Source organism: Thioalkalivibrio sp. AKL7 (genome assembly GCF_000381705.1).
Lineage (GTDB): Bacteria > Pseudomonadota > Gammaproteobacteria > Ectothiorhodospirales > Ectothiorhodospiraceae > Thioalkalivibrio > Thioalkalivibrio versutus.
Genome location: NZ_KB906949.1, coordinates 388,652 through 412,457, shown reverse-complemented (window position 1 = coordinate 412,457; position 23,806 = coordinate 388,652). Strand labels below are relative to the sequence as shown.

Genomic DNA, 23,806 nt, shown 5'->3' with positions numbered 1-23,806 from the left:
TAAAGCTCTGCCCACAAATCTGAACCCAAACATCAGGGCACCTCCCGTAGCGCCGGCACCAGCCGCATGCGCGCCATGCGCCAGGCCGGGATCACCGACGCCAGCAGCGCAGCCCCCACCCCCAGCAACACGGTCTCCCCGACCTCGACCCAGGGCAGGCGCAGGTCCATCCCCCAGCCAAAGGCCTCGCGGTTGATCACCTCGATCAGCAACCAGCCCATCCCCAGCCCGAGCGGGATCGCCGCCAGCGCGGCGAATACCCCGAGCACCCCGCCCTGCAGCACCACCAGCCCGCGCACGCCGCCGGGCAACAGGCCGAGGCTGCGCAGCGTGGCGAACTCGCGCGCCCGTTCCATCTGCAACGCAATCAACGCCCCCAGGATCGCGATGAACGCGACCACCAGCGTGATCACCCGCAACAGATGCGTGATCGCAAAGGTCCGATCGAAGATCGCCATCGACTCCTGCTCGATATCCCCCGGCCGCGTCACCAGCGCCGCGTGGTCCTGCGCCGCCAGCCACGCCTCCAGGTGCTCCACCGCCTGCTCGGCGTCGGCACCATCCGGCAGGCGCAGCCCGAACGAACCCACCCCGTCCGCGGGCACGCCCCCGCGCGCGAACGCCGCCTGCGTCATTAGCACCGTACCCTGCGGGTTCCCGTAGTCGCGGTAGATCCCGAGGATCTCGAACGCCCGCCGCCCACCAGACGCGGCCAGCGATAGCCGATCTCCCAGCCCCACATCGTGATGGGCGGCAAACGGCTCGGTCACCAGCACGGCGTCGTCCGCGGCCAGCCGCGCCCCCAGCGCCTCGCGGGGCACGGCCGCCTCCAGCAGCGGCAGGTAGTCCAGCCAGTCGGCATGCGGACGCACCACGTACAGATCCACCAGTCCCCGGTCACTGACGACCTCCTGGCGGGTGCCGGAACTGACCGACACGGCACCCGACCGGGCCACCAGGTCGGCCGTCCAGTCCTCCGGCAGGCGCGCCCCACCGCGCGCCGAGGCCGGGGCCGCCGGCACCACGTACAGGTCCGAGGTCAGTGCCTGCCCCAGCCACTGCTCGACGCTTCCGCGAAAGCTCCCCACCATCACCGCCACGCCGATGGCCGCCGCTAGCGCCAGCGTCAGCGCCGAGGTGGCGGGCGCGCTGCGCGACAAGCTGCGCTCCAGGCTGCGAACCGCAATGCGCGGCAGGGCGGCCCCGCGCACCAGCACCGCCAGGCCGCGCAGCGTCCACGCCAGCACCCAGGGCAACAGCAACACGAAGCCCGCAACCAGCAGGAACAGTGCGACAAACCCGCCCACCAGCGCCCCGGCACCGGTCACGATCAACCCGACGCCCGCCAGCAACAGAACGATAGACGCCAGCGCCAGCCACGCGGCCCAACCACGGGCACGCCGTTCCAGCCCCCCGCGCCCGGTGCCGGCCGGGCTGGCCGCCCGCGCCGCCTCCCAGGCCGGGGCCAGTGCGGCCGCCAGCGACAGCCCCACGCCCAGCAGCAGCACCGCGGCCAGCGCCAATGGCCGCGGTGTCACCCCGGTCACCGCCACCGCGAAGAAGTGATCCGTCACCGTCTGCGCGACCTGCGCGACCAGCATCTGCGCCAGGGCCACCCCCAGCAGCGCACCCAGCAGCGTGCCGATCACGCCGACCAGCAGGGCCTCCAGCAGCACCACCCCGAAGATCGCCCGGCGCCCGACACCGACCAGGCGCAGACTGGCAATCACCTCGCGCCGGCGCAGCACCGCAAAGGTCTGCGTGTTGTAGATCAGAAACGCCGCGATCAGCAGCGCCAGCAGGCTCATCGCCGTGAGGTTGATGCGGAACGCCTGCGCCAGCTGGCGCGCCGCCTGCCCCCGGCTCTCGACCGCCACCAGCTCCAGTTCCGCGGGCAATACGTCGGCCAGGGCCTCGACCTCGTCATCGGCCAGCCGCACGTCGATCCGGTCCAGCCGCCCCAGCCGGTCGAGCAATACCTGCGCCGTGGCGATATCCGTCACCCAGAGCGCGGCGCCCGCATCCTCAGACGCGCCATCCCCCCCATCATCACTCGGGTCCTCGTCGCGTTCGGCGGCACGGTCGATCAGCGTGACCTCGCGCTCGCCCCCGGCCGCCTCCAGCGCCAATCGAGCCCCATGCGCCTCCCCGCTCGCCCGGAACCAGCCCGCAGGCGGCAAGATGGTCCCCGGCTCGGTGACCAGGCGCTGCACCGGGGCATCGCCAATATCCGAGGCCGCCCCGCGAAACGGCCCCTCGGCCAGCGGATCGACGCCCAGCACGTAGATCGTCGTGCCATCCGGCAGTCGCGCCGGGCCCTCCACGATCGGGGCCGTATCCCGCCACCCGGCCATGCGCAGGTCGCGGTAAAAGGCCTCGTCGAAGCCGCTCGCCGGCCCCAGCACCTGATGCGTAGCGGCCCCGGCCACCTCGTCCATCGAACGGTCGAAGGCCCGCTGGGCAGACTGGTTCGCCAGATCCACCGCCAGCACCACCGCCACGCCGATGATCACACCGACCAGCGTCAGCACCCGCTGCAGCGGCCGCCGACGCCAGTCGCGCAGCCACGCACGCAGAACGAGACCGCTCACGCCGGCAACCCCTCCACCGATTCCGGAGGTTGAAGGACCCCGTCGCGCATCGTCAGCACCCGATCCAGCCGCCCCGCCAGTTCATTGCTGTGGGTCACCAGCAACAACGAACACCCGGTCGCCCGTACTTGCTCCAGCAGCAGCCCGAATATCGTCTCGCCAGTGCGCGAGTCGAGGTTGCCGGTCGGCTCGTCGGCGAGGATCAGCGCCGGCTCGTGCACCAGCGCCCGCGCGATCGCGACCCGTTGCTGCTCACCGCCCGACAGCGCCTCCGGATACCGCTCACCCTTGTCCCCCAGCCCGACCGCTGTCAGCTGGCGTCCGGCGCGCTCGCGGCGGGCGGCCGCAGCGTCCCCCGTTGCCAGCTCCAGCGGCAGCATCACGTTCTCCAGCACCGTCAGCGTCGGAATCAGATGGAACGACTGGAACACGATCCCCACGCGGGCCCGGCGCAGCCGCGTGCGTGCCGCCTCGTCCAGCCCCGCGAGCGCCTCGCCCGCCAGATGCACCGCGCCGCGATCCGCCGCCTCCAGCCCGGCCGCCAGATGCAGCAGGGTGGACTTGCCACTCCCGCTCTCGCCCACGATCGCCACGCGCTCGCCGGGGGCCAGCTCGAAGTCCACACCGTGCAGCACCTCGCCCTCGCCGGGGTAGGCAAACGCCGCGCCGATCAGCCGCAGGACCGGCCCCGAAAACGCTGATGACTCAGCCATACAATCCGCCTTTTGTTGTCCGTTCCAGCCGGGGTGTCGGGCCGTTCCGGGAGACACCCGGCCCCGACTCCACATGACCATGAAGAGTAGATGAATGTTTCAAAAAGCCACACAAGCGGTTGATTGAGGGCCGGCATCCGTTAGAATAAGCGCCATCTCCACACACGGGAACGCGCCTTGACACGCCGATCAAGCAGCCGATCACGCAGCCGATCTATCTGCGCCTAGCGGCAAGCGTCCGTTCCCTAACCGGTCGCTTCCCGTCAGGCCTCTTTGATCAAAGAGCCGGGAACGGCCGGGCCCCGCCCGACCCGAACCTGCACCATTCACCGCATTCGTGCGGCGCCGCGATGGCCTGTGCCCGTGCACAGTCCGCGCGCTGCCCCGATGCCGCCGGGAGAAGGGCATGGAGCTTCACCTCGAGCAGTCCATCATCGAGCTGAAGGAGCTGTTGCGTCTGGACGACCGCGACGGGCTCCACGAACTGCTCGACTACATGCGCGTGCAGGATATCGCCCACGCGCTGATGGAGCTGGGCGAGGAAGACCTCATCGCCGTCTTCAACCTGCTGCCCCCCGGGCGCAAGGCGGACGTCTTTGCCTACCTCGACACCGGGCACCAGATCCGCCTGCTGGAGGCCTCGCCGCGCGAGGACGCGCGCTTCATCCTCTCCGAGATGGAGGCGGACGACCTCACCGCCCTGCTGCAGACCCTGGACCCGGACACCCTGCGCGGCTACCTGCGCCTGCTGCCGTTCCGGGCGATCCGCCGCGCGCTCAAGCAGCTCAACTACCCGGAAGACTCGGTCGGCCGCGTGATGTCGCCGGATGTCGTCGCGGTCGATCCCGACTGGACGCTCAAGCGCGCCCTGGCCTTCATCCGCCGCAACGCGGACGAGCACTCCAACAACGTGATCTTCGTGGTCGATCAGGACCGCGTGCTTCTGGCCGCCATACCCATCCGCCACTTCCTGCGCGCCAGCGCCGACAGTCCGGTACGCGAACTGCTGGGCGAAGCCGACCCGATCACCATCGCGGTCTCCGAACACGCGGTGGAGGCCGCCCGCCGCATCCAGCACTACGACCTGGAGAGCCTGCCGGTGGTCGGCGAGATCGGCGAGCTGCTGGGCGTGGTCACGGTGGACGACGTGATGGACCTGATCGAGGCCGAGTCCACCGAGGACTTCCACAAGCTGGGCTCGGTGGGCACCCTGCCGCTGTCCCCGCAGGAGGCCAGCCCGTTCCTGCTCTATCGCAAGCGCATCGGCTGGCTGCTCGGTCTGGTCGCCTTCAACACCATCGGCGCGCTGATGATCTCCCAGTACGAGGACATCATCGAGGCCGTGGTGGTGCTGGTGTTCTTCCTGCCGCTGCTGATCGCCTCCGGCGGCAACGCGGGCGCGCAGAGCTCCACGCTGATGGTGCGTGCCATGGCCACCGGCGAGGTCACGGCCAGGGACTGGCTCCGGCTTTGGGCCAAGGAGATGGGCGTGTCCCTGACCCTCGGGCTCAGCATGGGTGTGGCGGTGTCGCTGGTCGGACTGTGGCGTGGCGGGCCGGAGATCGCGCTACTGGTCGCGCTGTCGATGACCATCATCGTCACCGTGGCCAGCATCCTCGGCATGCTGCTGCCGGTGGTCCTGAACAAGTTCCGCCTCGATCCGGCGACCGCCAGCGTACCGCTGGTCACCTCGCTCGCCGACATCGGCGGTATCCTCATCTACTTCACGCTGGCCACGGCCCTGCTCGGCCTGGCAATCCCATAGGACCTCCCGGATGAGCCCGACCGAACCGGATCTCGACACCCTGCCGCAGGCCCTGCAGACCGCGCTGACCGCGCCCACCGCGGAGGCCCTGCAGAGCCTGTGCGCCGAGCACGCGGCGCCGGATCTCTCCGACGCCCTGGAGGCCCTGCCGGCCCAACAGATGGAGGCCTTCTTCCAGCGCCTGGATGTCGAGTGCACGGCGGATATCTACGCCCACCTGGAATCGGACCACCAGTCCCGCGTGTTTCAGGCGCTGGACGACGAGCATGCCAGCCGCCTGGTCGCGGCACTGTCCTACGACGACGCGGTCTCGGTGATCGACGGGCTGGAGGACGAACAGGCCGAATCCCTGCTCGAGACCCTGCCGGACGAAGACCAGGAGGCCCTGGAGACCCTGCTCGGCTACCCGGAGGAGAGCGCCGGGCGCCTGATGACGCCCGAGTTCGCCACGGTCCAGCCCGACTGGTCGGTGGCCGAGGCCATGGATCACCTGCGCGAACAGAGCGATCTGGCCGAGACCATCAACACCATCTTCGTGGTCACGCCGACCGGCGAACTGCTCGGCTGGGTGCGCCTGAAGGGGCTGCTGCTGTCGCGCCCCACCACCAGCGTGCGCGAGCGCATGAACACCGATGTCGTCAGCATCAGTGCGGAGGAAGACCGCGAAGAAGCCGCCCACCGCATCAGCCACTACGACCTGGACGTCCTCCCGGTGGTCGACGACAACGGCCACCTGCTGGGCATCATCACCGTCGACGACGTAATGGACGTGCTGCGCGCCGAGACCACCGAGGACTTCCACCGCATGGCCGCGGTGGGCGACGTCGTGCTCTCGCTGCGCGATGCCAGCATGCAGCTGCTTTACCGCAAGCGCATCGGCTGGCTGGTCATCCTGGTGGCCGTGAACATCCTCTCCGGCCTGGCCATCGCCCACTTCGAGGCGGCCATCGAGACCGTGGTCGCGCTGATCTTCTTCCTGCCCATGGTCATCGCCTCGGGTGGCAACGCCGGCGCCCAGGCCTCCACCCTGGTCGTACGCTCGCTCGCCACCAACGACATCAAGCCCCAGGACTGGTGGCGCCTGGGCGGCAAGGAGATCCTGGTCGCCTCCGCCCTCGGCGCCACCCTGGCCGGTGCCATCTGGCTCTCCGGCAACTGGCTGGGCAGCCTCGAGGTCGCCAACGCGATCGCGCTCGGCATGTTCCTGGTGGTCCTGTTCGGCTCCCTGTTCGGCCTGCTGCTGCCGTTCACCCTCACCCGCCTGGGCGTCGACCCCGCCGTCGCCAGCGCCCCGCTCATCACCTCCGTCGTCGACGTCGTCGGCATCACCATCTACTTCGCCACCGCCGTCGCCATCCTCGGCCTCTAGCTCCTCAGGCCCCGCCCCCAACCCTCCCTGTAGGAGCGTGCTCGCACGCGAAGCCCCTGCCAAAGCCGAATCCGGAAAACGCCGCGAACCTTGCCCCCACATCACACGGCCAACAGACCTCATCATCCCGGCCCCCGTCACGCCCCCTGGTCATCCCGACCACAGCACCCTCCACCCGTCATCCCGGCCGTAGCGCAGCGAAGAGCCGGGATCTCCACCGCTCGAACAGCCCCCGGATCGATGCTCCCCACCATGACAACCAGGGGCACCCCAGCCCCCCAGGGTGACAACGTGCGTCACATCACATGACCATTTTTGTCACGTGACACACCCTGGAAGCGCGCGTGCGTGACCCATGCCACAGACCCCACCGCGCCCGGGCGCCGTTTTCACGCATTCCCGCACTCTTGGCACGCCCAATGCATCTCCTCAGACAGCTGCCCACGGGGTGGCCGGGCCGAAGGCCCAGCTTTTATCACATCAAGGGAGAACCACCATGCAAAAAGTGAAGAGTGCCCAGAAGGGCTTCACGCTGATCGAACTGATGATCGTTGTGGCGATCATCGGCATCCTCGCCGCAATCGCCCTGCCGGCCTACCAGGACTACACCGCCCGCGCCCAGGCTTCCGAGGCCCTTAGCGTGACTGCCGGCGCCCGTGCCGACTTCGCCGTCGCCTCCTCTGAAGGCCGCGCTTTCAATGACGCCTCCGTCACCAGCCTGGACGGCAAGTACGTCGGCGACGTGCGCTTTATCAACCCGAGCGCCTTCGAAGTCGAATTCACTGAGGGCGTCCTCGCCAACGCGACTAGCCCGGTGCTGACTCTCACCCCGGACGTGGACGCCACCACCGGTCAGATTACGCAGTGGGTTTGCACCGGCCTGGAGCCAAACTACATCCCGTCCGGCTGCCAGTAACAGGAGCCAGATGAACCGGAAACCCATCGGGCATTCGGTTGAGCCGCCGTGCATCGCACGGCGGCTTTTTTGTGCCCGGACGGCGCCCCCCGATCAGCGCCCCCACCGCCTCCTCCGACTCGGTTACCGTTGCAACCGGCCCGAAACCGGCTCTGAGCCCGTGACGGAACACGATGCCTGCCCGACAGGCCCGCCCACTAGGAATCTCGCGCTCGGACACCCCCGCGGATTCCGCTCCCCCGGCATTCAAACGCCCCAAGGCCCGACACCATGCAGACGCCTCAGAGCCCCCAACGCCGCTTTCTGCCATTTGTCCTCCTTGTGGCCGGGCTTGCCCTAGTCGCCGGCGCCTATTCCCTAGCCCTGCCCGGTTACTGGCTGTTCGACGACTGGCCCAACCTGGCTCAGTTGATCCAAGTTGACGATATCCGGACCGCACTCCACTTCATCCTTGCCGGCAACGCCGGCCCTCTGGGACGGCCCGTTTCGCTCGCGACCTTCGCCCTGCAGGCCGATGCCTGGGACACCCGTCCCGAAGCCATGCTTGCCGTGAATTTCGGCATCCACCTGCTGTCGATCCTCGCGGTGTTTTTCCTGGCGGCCGGCCTGGCTCGCATCGGCCCGCCGCAGGATGCGCTGCGTGCGCGCTGGATCGGCGCCTTCGTCGCCCTGCTCTGGGGGCTCGCTCCGTTCCTGGCGACCACGCACCTGATGGTCATCCAGCGCATGACCAGCCTTTCGGCGCTGTTCCTGTTTGCCGGACTGGCTTTGTTCGTCTGGGCGCACCTGACCGATCGACGCAACCTGCGCCTTGCGGCCCTGGTTGCGGGCCTCGGGCTGGGTACCCTGCTGGCCACGTTCTCCAAGGAGAACGGGGCCCTGCTGCCGCTGTTGGCCCTGACGATCCTGGTCCTGTGGATCCCACGTGAACAGTGGCTGACCGGAACGGTCGAGCGGCTTGCGCTCGGGTTGCTGGTGCTCCTGCCCAGTCTGTTCATCCTGGGTTACCTGGGGCTGGGCTTCATCGAGACCCTGCAGCGCGGGGATTACGGGCCCCGGCGGGATTTCACACCCGTGGAGCGCCTGCTCACCCAGCCGGTGATCCTGCTGGACTATCTCCGCCAGTTGCTGCTGCCGCAGGCTGTTGCTGTCACACCCTTCATGGATCACATCCCGCCATCCCGCGGCTGGTTGGAACCGCCGATCACTCTGGTGGCCTGGCTTTTCTGGGGAACGCTGGTGGCGGCCGCCATTGCCCTGCGTCGGCTTGCACCATGGTTCGTCTTCGGGCTCGGCTTCTTCCTGCTCGGGCACATCCTCGAGTCCACCCATATCGGGCTGGAACTGTACTTCGCCCACCGCAACTACGTCCCGGCATTCGGGCTGTTCTTTGCCCTGGTGTATTTCGCCCTGACCATCTCGCCTGCACACTTCCGCGTGGCGGCTGTTGTGCTCCTCGCCTACGCCCTGGTGTACACGCTGGTTTTGTTCCAAGTCACCGCGCACTGGAACGACAAACGCGTCAACGCCGAGCTCTGGCTCGAGTACAACCCACACTCCATCCGGGCCCACCAGTTCCTGGCGATGCAGCATATGGCCGCTGGCGATTTCGAAAACGCCCGACAGACCCTGGACCGGGCCGCAGACAGACAGCCCGAAGTGCTTCTCTCCCAACTCCAGCGCACGGCCATTTGCGTGAACAACGAGGACTCCTTCCCCGAACTGCTGGCCGAAGTTGAAAGGGCGCTGCGCACCTCATCCCTCTACCGCCCCGCGGTAGCCATGGAGCTGAACCGTACGGCCCGGCGGGCAGAGCCCTCGCCGCTCTGCCCGCCCAGAACCCACGCGGCGTTGATTCGCCTGGCGGATGCCCTGCTCGACAACCCACGGTACGGTGAGCGGTCGTTCACGCGCTCCCACCTTCTGCTGGCCAAGGCCTATGCCTACGTGGAAAAGGGTCAGCCGGAAGCGGCCGTTCCCCTTTTCAAGGAGGCGGTGCGCGAACGCCCGGATATTCACGCAGCCTTTCAGGCACCCGCCCTGCTGGCCAACCTTGGGCAATATGAAGAGGCGTATGAGTTCCTCGATGAACTCGAGGCGCTGATTCCGGCCAGCCCGCTGGAAGGCCGCTTGTGGCGCCAAAGGCTTGAGGCTTATCGAGGCCTCCTTGAAACATCGGAGCATATCGACCGCCAGGAGGGCCGCCTGGAACCGGCGGACCAGGCACCGTAAAGTTCCGCCCATCCTGCCGGCCAGCACAGGACTACGTTACGTAATGAAAACCGCACTGAGTGTTGTGATCCCCGCCAAGAACGAGGCAGCCGCGGTTGGCGATGTCATCGCGGGCATCTTCCGGCTCCTCCCGGATGCAGAGATCCTCGTCATCGATGACGGCTCCACGGACGACACGGCCGAGACCGCGGAAAGGGCGGGGGCCCGGGTGATCTCCCACCCCTACAGCATGGGGAACGGCGCCGCCATCAAACACGGGGCCCGTGCAGCGGAGGGGGATGTCATCGTGTTCATGGACGGCGACGGCCAGCACGATCCGGCCGATATCCCGCGTCTGCTCGAACAACTCGACAAGGGTTTCGACATGGCCGTGGGCGCTCGCCAGAGTGGTTCTCAGGCCAGTATCTTCCGGGGCCTGGCCAACCGGTTCTACAACCGGCTCGCCAGCTACATGACCGGCCATCGCATCGAGGACCTCACATCGGGGTTTCGTGCCGTGCGCAGCGACAAGTTCCGCGAGTTCCTCTCGCTTCTGCCAAACGGCTTCTCCTACCCAACGACAAGTACCATGGCCTTCTTCCGCGCCGGCTACCCGGTCGCGTACGTACCGATCACCGCGGCGCCCCGGATTGGCACGAGCCACATCCGGCTCGCCAAGGACGGCATCCGCTTCCTGCTGATCATCTTCCGCATCGGCACCCTGTATTCGCCCCTGAAACTCTTTGTCCCGGTCAGCCTCAGCTTTTTTCTGGTGGGGCTCGGCTATTACCTGTTCACCTTCATTACCGCCGGACGCTTCACCAACATGAGCGCCCTGCTCCTCACAACATCGGTGGTCATCTTCCTGATCGGCCTGGTCTCCGAGCAGATCACCCAATTGATGTACAAGGACGGGGGCACAAAAGCCGTCGCCGGCACCCGCCGCCCTCACGAACGTCACGGCTAACGCCTCGCCAGTTCCGTACAAATGACCTGCCAACCACAGAACCGCGCGCCAGCACGCCCGGCCCGGGTACTGATGCTCACCTCCACCCTCCCCCGCTGGGAGGGCGACACGGAACCACGCTTCGTGCTGGATCTCGCGCGCTCGCTCTCGCCCGATGCACAGGTCGAACTCCTCGCACCCCACACCCCTGGCGCCGCGCGCGCGGAAACACTGGAAGGCATACCCGTACAGCGTTATCGCTACTGGATCCCCCGCTGGCAGGCGGCCGCCTACCAGGGCGGCATGACACAACGCCTGCGGGAGAACCCCTGGCGCCTGTTTCAGCTACCCACGTTTTTCCTGTCGCAGCTATGGGCCATCACCCGGCGCCTGCGACGCGAACCCGCGATCGACCTGATCCATGCGCATTGGCTGATCCCACAGGGACTGATTGCCATCCTGGCCCGAGCGCTAGCGGGCCGTAGACATATCCCGGTCATCTGTACTTCGCATGGTGGCGATCTGTTCGCGCTACGAGGCCGCTGGATGACCCGCCTGAAACGCTGGGTCGTTTCACACTGCGACGCCACGACCGTCGTGAGCCCGGCCATGGTAGAACCCTTGCAAGCCTTAAAGCCACGCAGCCCCCCCGTGGTCATTCCCATGGGCACCGACTTGCAGGGTCTCTTCACGCCCGGGGACAATAATACTGCGCGACAGGATAAGCACCTCGTCTTCGTCGGGCGACTGGTCGAGAAAAAAGGGCTCTCGGGCCTGCTGGAAGCACTCGCCCAGTTTGGCGAAGATGAAAGGCCCACACTGGACATCATCGGCGATGGTCCCTTGCGACCGCAGCTGGAGACGTTGGCCCGGAAACTCGATCTCGACTCCAGCGTGCACTTCCTGGGCGCCACGCCCCATGCCCAGTTGCCCGCCCACTACCGGAAAGCCTCCATCGCAGTCTTTCCATTCGTCGAAGCCGCCGACGGCGATCAGGAGGGGTTTGGCCTCGTCATCGTCGAAGCCATGGGCTGCGGCTGTGCAGTTATTGCGTCCGATCTGCCCGCCATACGACACGCAATACCCTCCCCCGATCACGGCCTGCGCCCCACCCCTGGCGATTGCCACGCTCTGTTGCGAGACATACGCAGCCTCCTGGCGGACAAGACATTGAAAGACAGGCTTGCGTGCCAAGGCCGGCAACACGCTCTCGCACACTTTGACCACGCGAGCACCCGCGACGCATTTCTCGGTGTCTACCGCAACCTGGCGCCGGGACGTGGCTCCGTTCCACCGCGTTCATCCGCATGAAGATCGACAAACGCAAACCGAGCCACTGGCTGTACCTGTCCGCCAGCGCCTTCAACGTCCTGGCAGCGATTCTGATCCGGCCATTACTCAAACTGCGCAAGGCCCCTTCGCCCCCCCCACCCACCATCCTGCTCTATGGCCACAAGCTGAACGGAAACCTGCTGGCTCTCTACAACGCGTTTTGCACGCGCCATCCCGAAATGGATGTGAGATTTCTCACCCTGGATCCGCTCTACCAGCGAGAGCTCCGATCCCGAGGAACCCGTAGCACCCTCCTGACCGCGCCTGCCGCCAGCCTGCACCTCGCGCGTGCACACGCCATCATCAGCGACCATGGTCTGCACACCCTCCAGCCCTTATTGGCGCTTACAGATATCCGGTTTTTCGATGTCTGGCACGGCATCCCTTTCAAGGGCTTTGATGCCGACGATTTCCGGACCCAGCACCGGTATGACGAAGTATGGGTGGCATCCCCCCTCCACAGGGAGCTATACACGGATCGATTCGGGTTTGACTCAAAGCGGGTTGTTGCAACCGGCTACCCTAGAACCGATCGGCTTTTGCAGCCGGAATCTACTCCGCCCGAAATCCGGGAACGGCTCGGCTTGCCGGTCACCGGCCCGTTAATTCTGTTCGCCCCGACGTGGGCCCAGGACGACGCCGGACGAGCGATCTACCCATTCGGGCACGATGAAGAAACCTTTCTCGAGGCACTGACCAACGTGGCAACCCACCACAATGCTACGATTCTCCTTCGGCCTCACCTCAACACCCGAAGCAGAGCAACCGCTCAGCACCCCCATATTCGATGCCTGCCCTCAGACAAGCATCCCGACACCGAAGAAATCTTGCTGGTCAGCGACGTCCTGATCTGCGATTGGTCATCCATCGCGTTCGACTACCTGCTACTGAGTCGCCCCACCATATTCCTTGACGTTCCCGCCCCGTTCCGGAAGGGATTCTCCCTTGGCCCCGAGTACCGTTTCGGCCCGATAGTCCATGACCTGGAGCGACTCACCCAAACGCTGGAAGAAGCCCTTGCCACTCCGGACCGGTACTGGCGAGCTCATCGCGAACAACACACGTCTACGCAGCATGCCGTGTACCGCCGCCACCGTGACGGAAAAGCCGCCGATCGCTGCATCGAGCGGCTACAGACATACCTCGCTATGTCCGAATCTTCTCGATAACGGCCGTCGTTGAAACCGCTGGCGTGCGTTCCAAATAGACTACTTGGCAGATGTCCGAGAACTCGTCAAACCGTCCTGCCCAGTCATCACCCATCGCCAGCACATTGGCTTGCCAGCGCAACAGGTACTCTCGCTTCTTCTCCAGCGACTCCTCTGAAAACACCTCATCCACGCACTTAAGCGCCGCCACCAGTTGCATCCGCTCGTTCTCCGGAAAGACGGGTCCCCGTCCTTTTTTAGACTCATTGAAAGCGTCTGTTGACACCCCAACGACCAGGCGGTCGCCATAACCGCGCGCGCGCTCCAAAAGCCTCAGGTGCCCAATGTGAAATACGTCGAATGTTCCAAATGTAATGACTGTCTTACTTTGTCTTGTCATATGCTCAACCCTGCTCTCTATCAAACAACCGGCATAGCACCCGAGCAACGATTCTGTCCCTCAGCCCCTTCAAGTGACGAATATCCGTTACCTCATTCAGGCACAACGTCACGTATTTCCCCCGCATCAGCGGAGACCAGGGATGAACCAAACAGACAAACCTCGGGTCCCCAATGTCTATATATCGTGTAGCAATGCCCTTCGGCATTCCGCGCCCAGTATAGTATGCGTAATAGGCATGCAATGTGGTCGCCATAGCGACATCTTCCGGGTGTCGAAACGCGTGACCACGGGTGGACTCGACAGGCTCCGCATAATGATATTCTATTTCGCGAAGAATACTTTTTATCAGAGGATGGGCAGTGTGATGCAATTTCTTTTCCGGCCTCCGCTTAAAGCTTCCAAACAACAGCGCTGCAGAATTGATCGCCCCCTGATCCACCGGACGCAGAGAGCTAGAGTCTCGCCCGTACGGAATATCATGCGGCGAAGGAAAGAAAAATGCGCCACCCTCACTACAAAAGAAATCTTCCGGCTCGACATCCCTACAGAGAAATACGTCATCATTAAAATAAATAAAACGCTCCGACAACCCCTCTATCCTGTGAAGCACCGTCTCGATCGCATGTGAATTAAAAGTGGGCAAACCCCGCCCACCAGGGAACAGATCCTCGTGATGCACATACAACAAATTGGAGAACAAGCCAAACCAAGAGGGCGGTGCACAATTACTCACGACATAAATATTCCGAACCCAGGGTGCGTGCCGCCGCACTGATCTGATCGAATAATATAGCTCACCGCGCGAAACAAACCTTGCCGCATCGCTTGCGCTGTGGTGTTCGCCGACGACTTGCTGTCGACCCCTCACCGACTCTTGATAAAGGGACTGCCACTCGGGGTCGGACTCATCCACCCAGGTATATACCACGTCAATGCTGGGTAACCCGTTCACGATAAGCCTCTTTATGGAGTTCACATCGATGCCTTAACGCAGCGACCAGGGTGCGTAGCCAGAGGCATTTCCTTTTTGGGTAACGCTCACTAATCGGCGCTTCCCTCGGCACAGGGATGTGCCGCGGTGTACTTCGACCACAGACGGAGGACTCCGAAGCAAACCGCAAGTCCGTTTGCCACTGCACAGTCATGCAAAATGATACAGAGTGGGCATTCTGAGAAAGCAGGATGGCATCATTCAACGCCTCCTTTGATTGCCCCCATCCTAAACCCGACTCACACCAATCGCGTCAAGAAAAACCCTTACTGGATGATAAGCAGTCCTCACTGGGATCAGGCCCGTCTCAACAACTAACGGAGGCAGATCTCTGGCAATCGGAAAACGATGAATTCTTGAAGGCGGGCGGCAGTTAGGTGCGTACTTCTCTGCAATTCTGGCGACGCGCTCCCAATACATGAAGTCGTATCGAAGGCCCTTTTGCAGGTTGGACCACAAGGACTGCGAAGCCGCCAGCAGGCGCTCATCAGTGAGCCTGTCCTGCCTATCCAATTCGGTAACCGCCCACTGTATATGCTCTACGATATTCTTCAAGGCGGCATCGCCCGGATCCCGGCCCCGCGAGACTCTGGTCCCACGATGTTGCATCCAGGCCGCTACCGGTCCTGGGGTTTTTATCCAATTCAGCTCACGAAGCCCGGCCAACTGGATCATCCATATAGTATCTTGCCCCACGCGGCACCTTTCATCCCACCTCAACCCATCGAGCAATTCTCGTCGATACAGATGACCACCCTGCTGGGATCGTCGGCTAGGGCTTAAGGTACCTTCAACAAAATCGTTTACTGCGGGTTGGACAAGGGTACGTATGAGATTCCCTCGGTCGCTAACAACTTCGACATCACCCGAAGCCATATCGGCATCTGAGTCGAGAAGCGCCCGGCATTGTTTCCGGCTAGCCTCCGGGTAAAGGTAGTCGTCATCATCGAGAAATCGAACGAAAAGACCTTGCGATGACGCAAGCCCATGGTTTCGTGCTGCATTAGCGTGCGCCGTGGAGATGGGTTCCCAACGAACGCGCCGGTCTTCTTGGAAAGACTCAGCAACAGCTTGCCACGATTCATCCGGACCGTTTGGTACCACAATGACTTCGACGTTCCCGTCGGGTGCAGAGTGAAGGGCACTTGTCACCGCACGCGGCAAAAATTGAGGGCGATTGGCAGTGGGAATAACAACCGACAAAAGCTGATTACTCATTGTGGCACCCTGCGTGTCTTGGTATTCCCCTACTGCCGCTGAGTTCGCAGAATGAGGGCAACGTCTGCGGCCAGATGGGGTGGACCACCGGCCACCGTAGGATGGGTGGCTCTTATCCCAAACCCATTCAGGCGTACCCATGGGGTACCACAGGCAGCTGATCCAAGAAGAACGATAACAGATGCATCGCGTCGGTTTTCCCAGCACCGCAGCACCGATCAGTTCATCCGTGCGGCCAGCCGCATGTTGCAGCAATTCGGCAGCGCCATCGGAACACCAACCCATCTCACGGCCCGGTGCGATGCCCGCCAAACGCGCTATCTGCAAGGCATGACGGCCGCCCGGCAGCTCTTCCCTCACGATTCCGCCGCATTGGTGCCAAGCCCGTGACGCGGTTCAGGGACAAATTCGCATCCTGATCACGGGCTTCCGGCACACGAAAAATCCGCCACCCAGCACTCTCTGAGCCCGGTACAAATATAGCTCCGTCCGGGCTCGGCTCGCCGCATTTTCCGGGCGCGCACCACTAGCAAGGCCAGCTCGACGCTTCGGAACTCCATCACCACACGATTAGCGGAACAGGTCAGCGGCCGGTGCCGGGCGGTGGAGCAGGAAACCCTGGCCGATGGCGCAGCCTTCCTGCAGCAGGAAGGCGCGCTGGGGTTCTTCTTCCACGCCCTCGGCGATAAGGTCCAGTTCCAGGGCGGCGGCCAGCGCGATGATCGCGCGGATGATGGATTCGTTGTGGCGGGAATGGCCGATGTCGCGCACCAGCGACTGGTCGACCTTGAGGCGGTGCAGCGGCAGGCGACGCAGGTGCGCGAGGTTGGAGTAGCCGGAGCCGAAGTCGTCCATGGCCAGACGCACGCCGAGGCTGTCCAGCCGACGCAGGACCGCCAGGGCGCGCTCGGGGTACTCCATGATCATGGTTTCGGTCAGCTCGACCTCCAGGCGTTCGGGCGCGATGGCGAAGCGCCCCAGGGTCTCGCGCACGGTGGTGACGAGTTGCTCGTCGTGCAGCTCGCGCGCCGACAAGTTTACGGCGATCATCGGGATGTTCCGGCCCGCCTCGTCCCAGGCTGCGAGCTGGCGGCAGGCCGCCTCCAGCACCCAGCGGTCGATCGCCTGGATCAGGCCGGTCTCCTCGGCCAGCGGGATGAACTCTGCGGGGGATACCATGCCCCGGTGCGGATGGTTCCAGCGCACCAGGCTCTCGACCCCCACGCACTCGCCACTGGCCAGGTTGAACTGTTGCTGGAAGTGGAGCACGAACTCGTGGTTGACGATGGCCTGCCGCAAGTCGTTTTCCAGGAACAGCCGATGCTCGGTCAGGGTGCCCATCTCGGCGTCGTAGGCGCACCAGCTGTCCCCTCCCCGGCGCCGCGCATCCTGCATCGCCAGCTCGGCGGCGGTCAGGAGCTCTTCGCGCGTCTGGCCGTCGTCGGGGAAACGCGCCACACCGACACTCGCCGTGAGCACCAGCGCGCGCCCCGCGATCTCGAAGGGTGCCCGCAGGGTATCGATCAGCGACTGCACGAAGGTGCCGAGGGCTTCCTCGGGCGGGCTCTCGATGATCAGGCAGAACTCGTCGGCACCGATACGGGCTACCGTGTCCTCGGGCGACAGGGCCTGGCTCAGGCGCTGTGCAATGCCCTGCAACACGATATCCCCCGCCGCGGTCCCCAGGGTCTCGTTCACGTTGCGGAAGCGGTCCAGGTCCATCAGCACAACCCAGCGCGCCTCGCCGTCCGCCATGGCGCGTTCCACCGTGTGGCCCAGACGGTCCTGCAACAGGGCGCGATTGGGCAAGCCGGTACGCGCATCGTAGTGCGTCATCTGCCGGAGCTGTTCCTTCTGCTCCATGCTGGCGGTCAGGTCGGTCCAGCTGCCGACGATTTCCTGCCCGCCGCGCACGTTATCGCTCGCCACCACGCGTATCTCGTCACGTACGTGGCGCAGCTTGCCCCAGCCATCGAACAGGCGAAACTCGCGCACGATCTCACCATCCTCAAGGAGGCGTTGATTCTCGCGCAGCGCATTCGCTCGGTCCTCGGGGTGCAACTGGTGTTCCCACCAACCAGGACGCATCGCGCTCGCAGGTTCAATCCCGAACAGGCGCTGCAGATTGGGGCTAACCCACAAGGGCTCGAAGGTACGGGCATCGAGCTGGTAGGTCACCGCAGGTCCGCTGTCCAGCACGTGCTCGAGACGCTGGTTGACCGCCCTTAGCTCACTGGTACGCAGACGCACCTGCCAGCGCAGGAACACGCCCATCACCGCCAACAGCAATACCAGAGCCAGCGCTGCGAGCAGAGCCCACATCACCCAGCCCGGCAGGCCCGGCTCGTCCTGCGCGAGCAGCGTGGCCTCAAGGGCCTCCTGGTAGGGCGAGCCCGCCAGGGGCTTCCAGCGCTCCAGATAGGCGTCGATCAGTGCCAGACGCTCCGCCTGTGCGCCCGGCGCGGCCGCATAGTGCAGACCTACCTGGCCGAAGGTGATCGGCGTCTCCACCAGCCCGTAGGCGCGGGCGTGCTGGCGTCCGTAGAAGTTATTGCTGACGGCGGCATCGGCTTCGCCGGCCGGCACCGAGGCCAGCACCGCGGGGAGATCGCTGTAGGGAACCAGTTGGTACTCGAGACCCGGGTCGCCGATTTGTTGCCGGCGCAGGTGGCTTTCCTGCACCGAACCCTCCAGCACGGCGATGCGCCGAGAACCCATGGATTCCAGACTGCCGAACCCCGACTGCGGGAACGCGTATACCTGGCTCCAGCCCTGGACGACCGGAATCTGGTGAAAGTCGAAGAATGCCTCGCGCGTGCCGGTCCGGGCCACATCGGGCATCAGATCCAGCCGGCCTTCGCGCAGATCGGCAAGGCATTGCGCCCATTCGCAGGGGACGTACTCGATCTGCCAATGCTCGCGGCGGGCGATGGAATCCAGGAGGCGGACGAACAGGCCGTCGGCCTCCCCGTGCGCGTCCACGCTGACCTTGGGCGCGTTGTCGTACACGCCCACGCGCAGATCCGGCGCGGAGGCCGCGGAGGACGGCGCCCCGAACGCAACGAGCAGGCAGGCCAACGAGAGGCCAAGGCCGCGGAAAACGCGCATCTCCCGCACCCACCGTAGCAGGGGCCGCCTGGTTCGGGCCGATTGGGGCAAATCCGTTGCGCGCACACACACTCTCGGGAAGGCGGACTCCCGCATAGTGCCATGCACTGATCGGCAATGCGCGCCCGATGCGCAAGTTCGGCTCTGGCGTCGTCCGAAGCACCCGCCCCACGAAAAACGGGGGGCTTTTGCCGCGCCTCGCGCATTGAGGGAACGGGGCTTCATGCAGAACCCTGACCGGCGACACCCAACACCCCGGGTGCGGGCGCCGCAAACGCAAAAGGCCGCCCCAAAGGGCGGCCTGTCGCAGGTGCTGCAATGATGGAGGCTGGGGTCGGAATCGAACCGGCGTACACGGATTTGCAATCCGCTGCATAACCACTCTGCCACCCAGCCTGTATCGGGTGGGTTTCGGCCCCACAGATGCTGGCGCATCTCCAGAGGCCGAAACAGAAAACCCCGGCGAACCGGGGTTTCAAAAATCTGTTGGAGCGGGAAACGAGATTCGAACTCGCGACCCCAACCTTGGCAAGGTTGTGCTCTACCAGCTGAGCTATTCCCGCTCTTCGTTATCGGCGCGTATTCTACCGCAGATTGGCCGCAGGTCAATACCCGCGGTAACCAATCGCATCTCCGCCGTGCACCGCCCGGTCGAAAACGACCACCTGGTTGCGCCCGGCGTTCTTGGCCACGTACATCGCCGCATCCGCCGCCCGCGACAACGCAGGGCCATCCGCCGCATCCAGCGGGAACAGGGCGACCCCGATACTGCAGGAGATCTGAACCTCGGTCCCGTCGCAGTCGAACGGCTCGGCCAGCGCAGCCCGGATCTTCTCGCCGATTGCCACGGCCTGCGCACGACTCGTCTCCGCCGACTGGAAGCGTGGCAGCATCACCACGAATTCGTCGCCCGCGATGCGCGCCGCCACATCGCTTTGCCTTATGGAACCCAACAGCCGCCGGGCCACCAGACGCAGGAGCCGATCCCCCATTGCGTGACCATGCTGGTCATTGACCGGCTTGAACTCGTCCAGATCCACAAACATCAGCGCGACCTGCTGGTCCTCACGGCGCGCGCCGGTCAGCTCGTGATCGAGGATCTGGTAGAACAGGGTCCGATTGGGCAGGTCGGTCAACGGATCGTAATGCGCCAGGCGCTGCATCTGCGCCTCGGTCTCCTTGCGCTCGGTGATGTCCCGAGCGATGCCGAGGAACGCCGTCACCCGGCCCGCGTCGTCCAGCACGGGCGAGACATTGCTGGTGTGCCAGCGGTAATGCCCGTCCTGGTGGCGGATGCGGTACTCGATACCGCTTTCCTTCTTCCCGGTGTCCGCAATCCGTTGCAGGAACGCGTAACACGCGGGCAGATCCTCCGGGTCCACATATTCGTCGATCGAGTGATCGATCGCCGCGCTGACCGGATAGCCGAGGTTCTCCGTCCAGTTGGGGGAGACGTAGGTGAGCACGCCGTCCGGGCGCAGCGAATAGATCACGTCGCTGGCAGTCTCGACGAAGGCACGGAACTGCGCCTCGCTTTGGCGCAGTTCCGTCTCGAGCTCCTTGCGCGTGGTGATATCGGTGGCGAAGCCGGTCCAAATGATCGTGCCATCCGCCAGCCGACGCGCGGTGTCATAGGCGGACAGCCAGATCACTGTGCCGTCGCGGCACTGCATGCGGAATTCCTGAAGCCAGGGCTCCGAATGCTCGACCGATTCCATTGAGCTCCCCATCACCGCTTCGCGATCCTCGGGGTGGATACAGTCCAACAATGGCGCCCCATCCTTCTTGAGGGCCGCACGATCCACACCGAACCAGCCCTCCACCACTTCACCCACGTAGGGATAGTCGAAGTGCCCATCGGGCGTCCTGCGCAATTGATAGACAAAACCCGGCAACAGACCCTGAAGGGCCTCCAGGGTCTGCGTGTTGTCAAGATCAAGATCAGAAACGGGCATGGGCAGTCCACGCGCAGCACCGGGCAGGTGTCCGCAGTGTAGCCCCAAAGCCCCGGCCGACAAACACGCCGCCCCTTACTGCGAGCGCGCGGCCGCCAGCATGTACTGGATCATGGAGACCAGGGTCAGGGCGGCGGCCAGGTACAGCAGCCACTCGCCGATCACGAACGTCGGCAGGCCGACAATGGGCTCGGCCCACAGCAGCAGGAAGATCGCCACCATCTGCGCGGTGGTCTTCACCTTGCCCACCCAAGACACCGCCACCTTGGCGCTGCCACCGACCTCGGCCATCCACTCGCGCAGCGCGGAGATCGCGATCTCGCGCCCGATGATGACGATCGCGGCCAGCGCAATGCCGAGCTCGGGGTTGTGGTCCACCACCAGCACCAGGGCCGCGGCGACAATCAGCTTGTCCGCCACTGGATCGAGGAATGCCCCGAACCGACTGGTCACCTCCCAGCGCCGGGCGAGATAGCCGTCCAGCCAGTCGGTCACGCCCGCCAGGGCGAAGATGATGGCCGCCACGATTCCGCCCTGCGGCATGGACAGGCCGTAGAACGCGAGCACCAGTAACGGGATCATCACGATCCGCGACCAGGTCAGCCAGGTGGGCAATTGGGGAAACATGGCAGTGGCTCAACTCTCGTGAAACTGGTCGTAAATCGCCTGCGCGAGCCGGCGGTGAATCCCCGGCACCTTGGTCAGCTCCTCGACCCCGGCCCGGCTGACCCCGCGCAGGCCGCCAAAGTGCTTCAGCAGTGCGCTGCGACGCTTCGGCCCCAGCCCCGGGATCGCCTCCAAGGTGGACTCCTTGCGCGCCTTGGCACGGCGGGCGCGGTGCCCGGTGATCGCAAAGCGGTGGGCCTCGTCGCGGATCTGCTGGATCCAATGCAGCGCACCCGAATGCGCGGGGAGTATAGAGGGCGCCTCTACCCCGCTCAATATCAGGGTTTCCATGCCCGCCTTGCGCTCCTCGCCCTTGGCCACGCCCACGACCTTGATGTGGTCCAGCCCGAGGTCGGCCAACACGTTCAGCGCCTGGGTCACCTGACCCTTGCCGCCATCGATGAACAGGATATCCGGTTCCTGCCCCTCGCCCTTCTTGAGCCGTGAAAAGCGCCGGCTGAGCGCCTGATGCATGGCCGCGTAGTCATCGCCCGGTTCGATCCCCTCGATGTTGAAGCGCCGATAATCCGACTTGATCGGCCCCTCCGGCCCGAACACGACGCAGGAGGCCACCGTGCCCTCGCCGCCGGTGTGCGAGATATCGAAGCACTCCATGCGCTTGGGCGTCTCCTCCAGGGCCAACTCGCTGGTCAGCGCATCCAGGCGCGCCGTCTGACCCGCCTGGCTGGCAATGCGGGTCTTCAGGGCCAGTTCGGCATTGCGCCGCGCCATGTCCAGCCAGCGTGCGCGGTCACCGCGCAGCGACCAGGCCAGGGCGACCTTGCCGCCGCGACGCTCGGCCAGGTAAGCCTCCAGGGTCTTGGCACCCTGCGGCTCGTGCGACAGCAGGATGCGCGCCGGCGGCTCGCGTTCCGCGTAGTACTGCGCCAGCACCGCGGCCATGATCTCGTCGGTCTCGGTCGCCTCCGGCACGTTCGGGAAAAGCTCGCTGTTGCCCAGGTTCTGCCCGTTGCGCACGAAGAAGATCTCCACCGCGCAGGTCCCCGCCTCCTGCGCCAGGGCAAACACGTCGGCATCCCCCTCGCCGCCGGAGACAAACTGCTGTTCGGAGATCTGGCGCAGCCGTGCGATCTGGTCGCGCAGGCGCGCGGCATGCTCGAAGTCCAGGCGCGTCGAGGCCGCCTCCATGCGCTCCATCAACTCCTCGATCACGGCCTCGCTCTTGCCTTCCAGGAACTTGACCGACGCCTCGACGTCGCGCGCGTAGTCCTCCGGCGAGATGTAGCCGACACAGGGCGCGGTGCAACGCCCGATCTGGTACTGCAGGCAGGGGCGCGAACGGTGCGCGAACACGCTGTCCTCGCACTGGCGCACCTGGAAGAGCTTTTGCAGCAGCGCCAGGCTTTCGCGCACCGCGCCGGCCGAGGGGTACGGCCCGAAGTAGCGCATACCCTTCTTGCGCGCGCCGCGATGAAACCCGAGGCGCGGGTATTCCTGGTTCGAGACGTAGATGTAGGGATAGCTCTTGTCGTCGCGCAGCAGCACGTTGTAGCGCGGCCGGTGACGCTTGATCAGGTTGGCCTCCAGCAGCAGCGCCTCGGCCTCGGTATGCGTCACCGCGACGCGGATATCCGCGATCTGCCGCACCATCGAGCGGATGCGCGGCCCGCGGTCGTCGCTCCCGCGAAAGTAGCTGGGGACCCGGCTCTTCAGGTTGCGCGCCTTGCCGACGTACAGCACGTTCCCGGCCGCATCCAGCATCTGGTAGACGCCGGGCGACTGCGTCAGCGTCTGCACAAAGCGCTTGTGATCGAATCCGGTTTCGGAGGTACTCATGATCCTTTCAGGATACCCGAACTCCCCCGCCGCCCGGCATAGCCCGCGTGCGAGCCCGGCGATGTCCGGGCTATCCTGATACTCAGTTTTTCTCTTGCCTCCCGCCCCGAAAGCCAACGTATCGAGAGGGTCGAGCCATGGACATCGCCGAACAGATCTATCAGGAGGCCAAGCGCCTGCCGGAGCCCCTCTCGCGCGAGGTGCTCGATTTCATTGGTTATCTGGAGGCGAAGCACGGTTTGAGTGACACCCCGATCGAAGACCTCAAGAAGGCGCAGGAGACGACACTGGGACCGATTTGGGACACCCCCGAGGACTAGGTCTGGGATGATCGCTGAGCCGGGGGCCATCGTTGCAATCCCATTCCCCTTTTCAGACCTGACGACCCGCAAACGCCGCCCCGTTTTGGTCCTTTCCGAGGTCGATCGCTTCGGAGACTCCGCCGCGTTAGGGAGACGCTGATCATGCGTTCGAAATCACCTCCGAGGTGCTGACAGAGGGTTCTCTTCCCAAAACGAGTTGGGTCCGCTACGACAAGATCTTCACCCTCAGCAGCCGACCGATCACCCACCAGTACGCAAAACTGGGAGAACCAACCTTTGCAGATATCCGCGCCCACTTTTGCCGCCACTTCGGGTGCTGATCGCATAAGTAGTTGACCGCCTCGCCGGCCCCGC

General features: G+C 64.8%; 17 protein-coding genes, 2 tRNA genes and 1 pseudogene. 9 read left to right on the top strand and 11 right to left on the bottom strand.

The features are described from left to right. Positions 1 to 32 precede the first annotated feature (32 nt). Entirely contained in the window at positions 33 to 2,591 is a 2,559-nt protein-coding gene (locus G315_RS0106935; RefSeq protein WP_019612199.1) for an ABC transporter permease, read from the bottom strand. Continuing rightward, entirely contained in the window at positions 2,588 to 3,304 is a 717-nt protein-coding gene (locus G315_RS0106930) for an ABC transporter ATP-binding protein (protein ID WP_019612198.1), read from the bottom strand. Before G315_RS0106930 ends, G315_RS0106935 begins: the two co-directional genes overlap by 4 nt. 406 nt (positions 3,305 to 3,710) lie before the next feature. On the opposite strand from G315_RS0106930, the gene mgtE (G315_RS0106925) reads away from it, so the two are divergent. The 7 genes from mgtE (G315_RS0106925) (at position 3,711) to G315_RS0106895 (ending at position 13,012) form a co-directional block, all read left to right on the top strand. Next, positions 3,711 to 5,069, top strand: coding sequence for a magnesium transporter (gene mgtE, locus G315_RS0106925; protein WP_018950851.1), 1,359 nt, complete (start codon positions 3,711 to 3,713; stop codon positions 5,067 to 5,069). Between the two features lie 10 nt (positions 5,070 to 5,079). Further along, positions 5,080 to 6,438, top strand: a complete 1,359-nt coding sequence (gene mgtE / locus G315_RS0106920; RefSeq protein ID WP_018145398.1) for a magnesium transporter — start codon at positions 5,080 to 5,082, stop codon at positions 6,436 to 6,438. A gap of 496 nt (positions 6,439 to 6,934) precedes the next feature. Further along, positions 6,935 to 7,354: a pilin gene (locus tag G315_RS0106915; RefSeq protein ID WP_019612197.1), complete on the top strand. Its 420-nt coding sequence runs from the start codon at positions 6,935 to 6,937 to the stop codon at positions 7,352 to 7,354. A gap of 270 nt (positions 7,355 to 7,624) precedes the next feature. Further along, on the top strand, positions 7,625 to 9,586 hold the full coding sequence (locus G315_RS0106910) for a tetratricopeptide repeat protein (RefSeq protein ID WP_019612196.1): 1,962 nt from the start codon (positions 7,625 to 7,627) through the stop codon (positions 9,584 to 9,586). Positions 9,587 to 9,629: 43 nt separating this feature from the next. Next, the gene (locus G315_RS0106905; RefSeq protein ID WP_019612195.1) at positions 9,630 to 10,532 is read left to right on the top strand and encodes a glycosyltransferase family 2 protein; all 903 of its coding nucleotides are present in this window, start codon (positions 9,630 to 9,632) and stop codon (positions 10,530 to 10,532) included. Positions 10,533 to 10,604: 72 nt separating this feature from the next. Then, the gene (locus tag G315_RS0106900) at positions 10,605 to 11,822 is read left to right on the top strand and encodes a glycosyltransferase (protein ID WP_019612194.1); all 1,218 of its coding nucleotides are present in this window, start codon (positions 10,605 to 10,607) and stop codon (positions 11,820 to 11,822) included. Continuing rightward, a complete protein-coding gene (locus tag G315_RS0106895) occupies positions 11,819 to 13,012 on the top strand; it encodes a CDP-glycerol glycerophosphotransferase family protein (protein WP_019612193.1) in 1,194 nt (397 codons plus the stop codon). The genes G315_RS0106900 and G315_RS0106895 overlap by 4 nt, the downstream gene beginning before the upstream one ends. Here the strand turns inward: G315_RS0106895 and G315_RS0106890 are convergent. The 3 genes from G315_RS0106890 to G315_RS14150 form a co-directional block, all read right to left on the bottom strand. After that, a complete protein-coding gene (locus G315_RS0106890; RefSeq protein ID WP_026338838.1) occupies positions 12,990 to 13,391 on the bottom strand; it encodes an adenylyltransferase/cytidyltransferase family protein in 402 nt (133 codons plus the stop codon). The genes G315_RS0106895 and G315_RS0106890 overlap by 23 nt on opposite strands. A 4-nt stretch (positions 13,392 to 13,395) precedes the next feature. Then, positions 13,396 to 14,346, bottom strand: coding sequence for a stealth conserved region 3 domain-containing protein (locus G315_RS14155; protein WP_196801698.1), 951 nt, complete (start codon positions 14,344 to 14,346; stop codon positions 13,396 to 13,398). A gap of 267 nt (positions 14,347 to 14,613) precedes the next feature. Further along, positions 14,614 to 15,603: a glycosyltransferase family 2 protein gene (locus G315_RS14150; RefSeq protein ID WP_196801697.1), complete on the bottom strand. Its 990-nt coding sequence runs from the start codon at positions 15,601 to 15,603 to the stop codon at positions 14,614 to 14,616. A gap of 216 nt (positions 15,604 to 15,819) precedes the next feature. On the opposite strand from G315_RS14150, the pseudogene G315_RS14735 reads away from it, so the two are divergent. Next, positions 15,820 to 15,993, top strand: a pseudogene (locus G315_RS14735) (transposase); the annotation flags it as partial. 180 nt (positions 15,994 to 16,173) lie between these two features. Here G315_RS14735 and G315_RS0106880 read toward each other — a convergent pair. The 6 genes from G315_RS0106880 to uvrC all read right to left on the bottom strand — a co-directional run bounded on the left by G315_RS0106880 (position 16,174) and on the right by uvrC (position 23,129). After that, positions 16,174 to 18,618, bottom strand: coding sequence for an EAL domain-containing protein (locus G315_RS0106880; RefSeq protein ID WP_026338836.1), 2,445 nt, complete (start codon positions 18,616 to 18,618; stop codon positions 16,174 to 16,176). A 415-nt stretch (positions 18,619 to 19,033) separates the two neighbouring features. Continuing rightward, positions 19,034 to 19,107, bottom strand: a tRNA-Cys gene (locus tag G315_RS0106875). Between the two features lie 91 nt (positions 19,108 to 19,198). Further along, positions 19,199 to 19,274: transfer RNA gene (locus tag G315_RS0106870), tRNA-Gly, on the bottom strand. Positions 19,275 to 19,316: 42 nt separating this feature from the next. Further along, complete coding sequence (locus G315_RS0106865; protein WP_019612189.1) at positions 19,317 to 20,666, bottom strand: diguanylate cyclase domain-containing protein; 1,350 nt, start codon at positions 20,664 to 20,666, stop codon at positions 19,317 to 19,319. 75 nt (positions 20,667 to 20,741) lie between these two features. Beyond that, complete coding sequence (gene pgsA, locus G315_RS0106860; protein WP_018170035.1) at positions 20,742 to 21,293, bottom strand: CDP-diacylglycerol--glycerol-3-phosphate 3-phosphatidyltransferase; 552 nt, start codon at positions 21,291 to 21,293, stop codon at positions 20,742 to 20,744. A gap of 9 nt (positions 21,294 to 21,302) precedes the next feature. Then, positions 21,303 to 23,129, bottom strand: coding sequence for an excinuclease ABC subunit UvrC (uvrC, locus tag G315_RS0106855; RefSeq protein WP_019612188.1), 1,827 nt, complete (start codon positions 23,127 to 23,129; stop codon positions 21,303 to 21,305). Between the two features lie 137 nt (positions 23,130 to 23,266). Here uvrC and G315_RS0106850 point away from each other — a divergent pair, with 137 nt between their 5' ends. Beyond that, on the top strand, positions 23,267 to 23,449 hold the full coding sequence (locus G315_RS0106850) for a DUF2281 domain-containing protein (protein WP_019612187.1): 183 nt from the start codon (positions 23,267 to 23,269) through the stop codon (positions 23,447 to 23,449). Positions 23,450 to 23,806 lie beyond the last annotated feature (357 nt).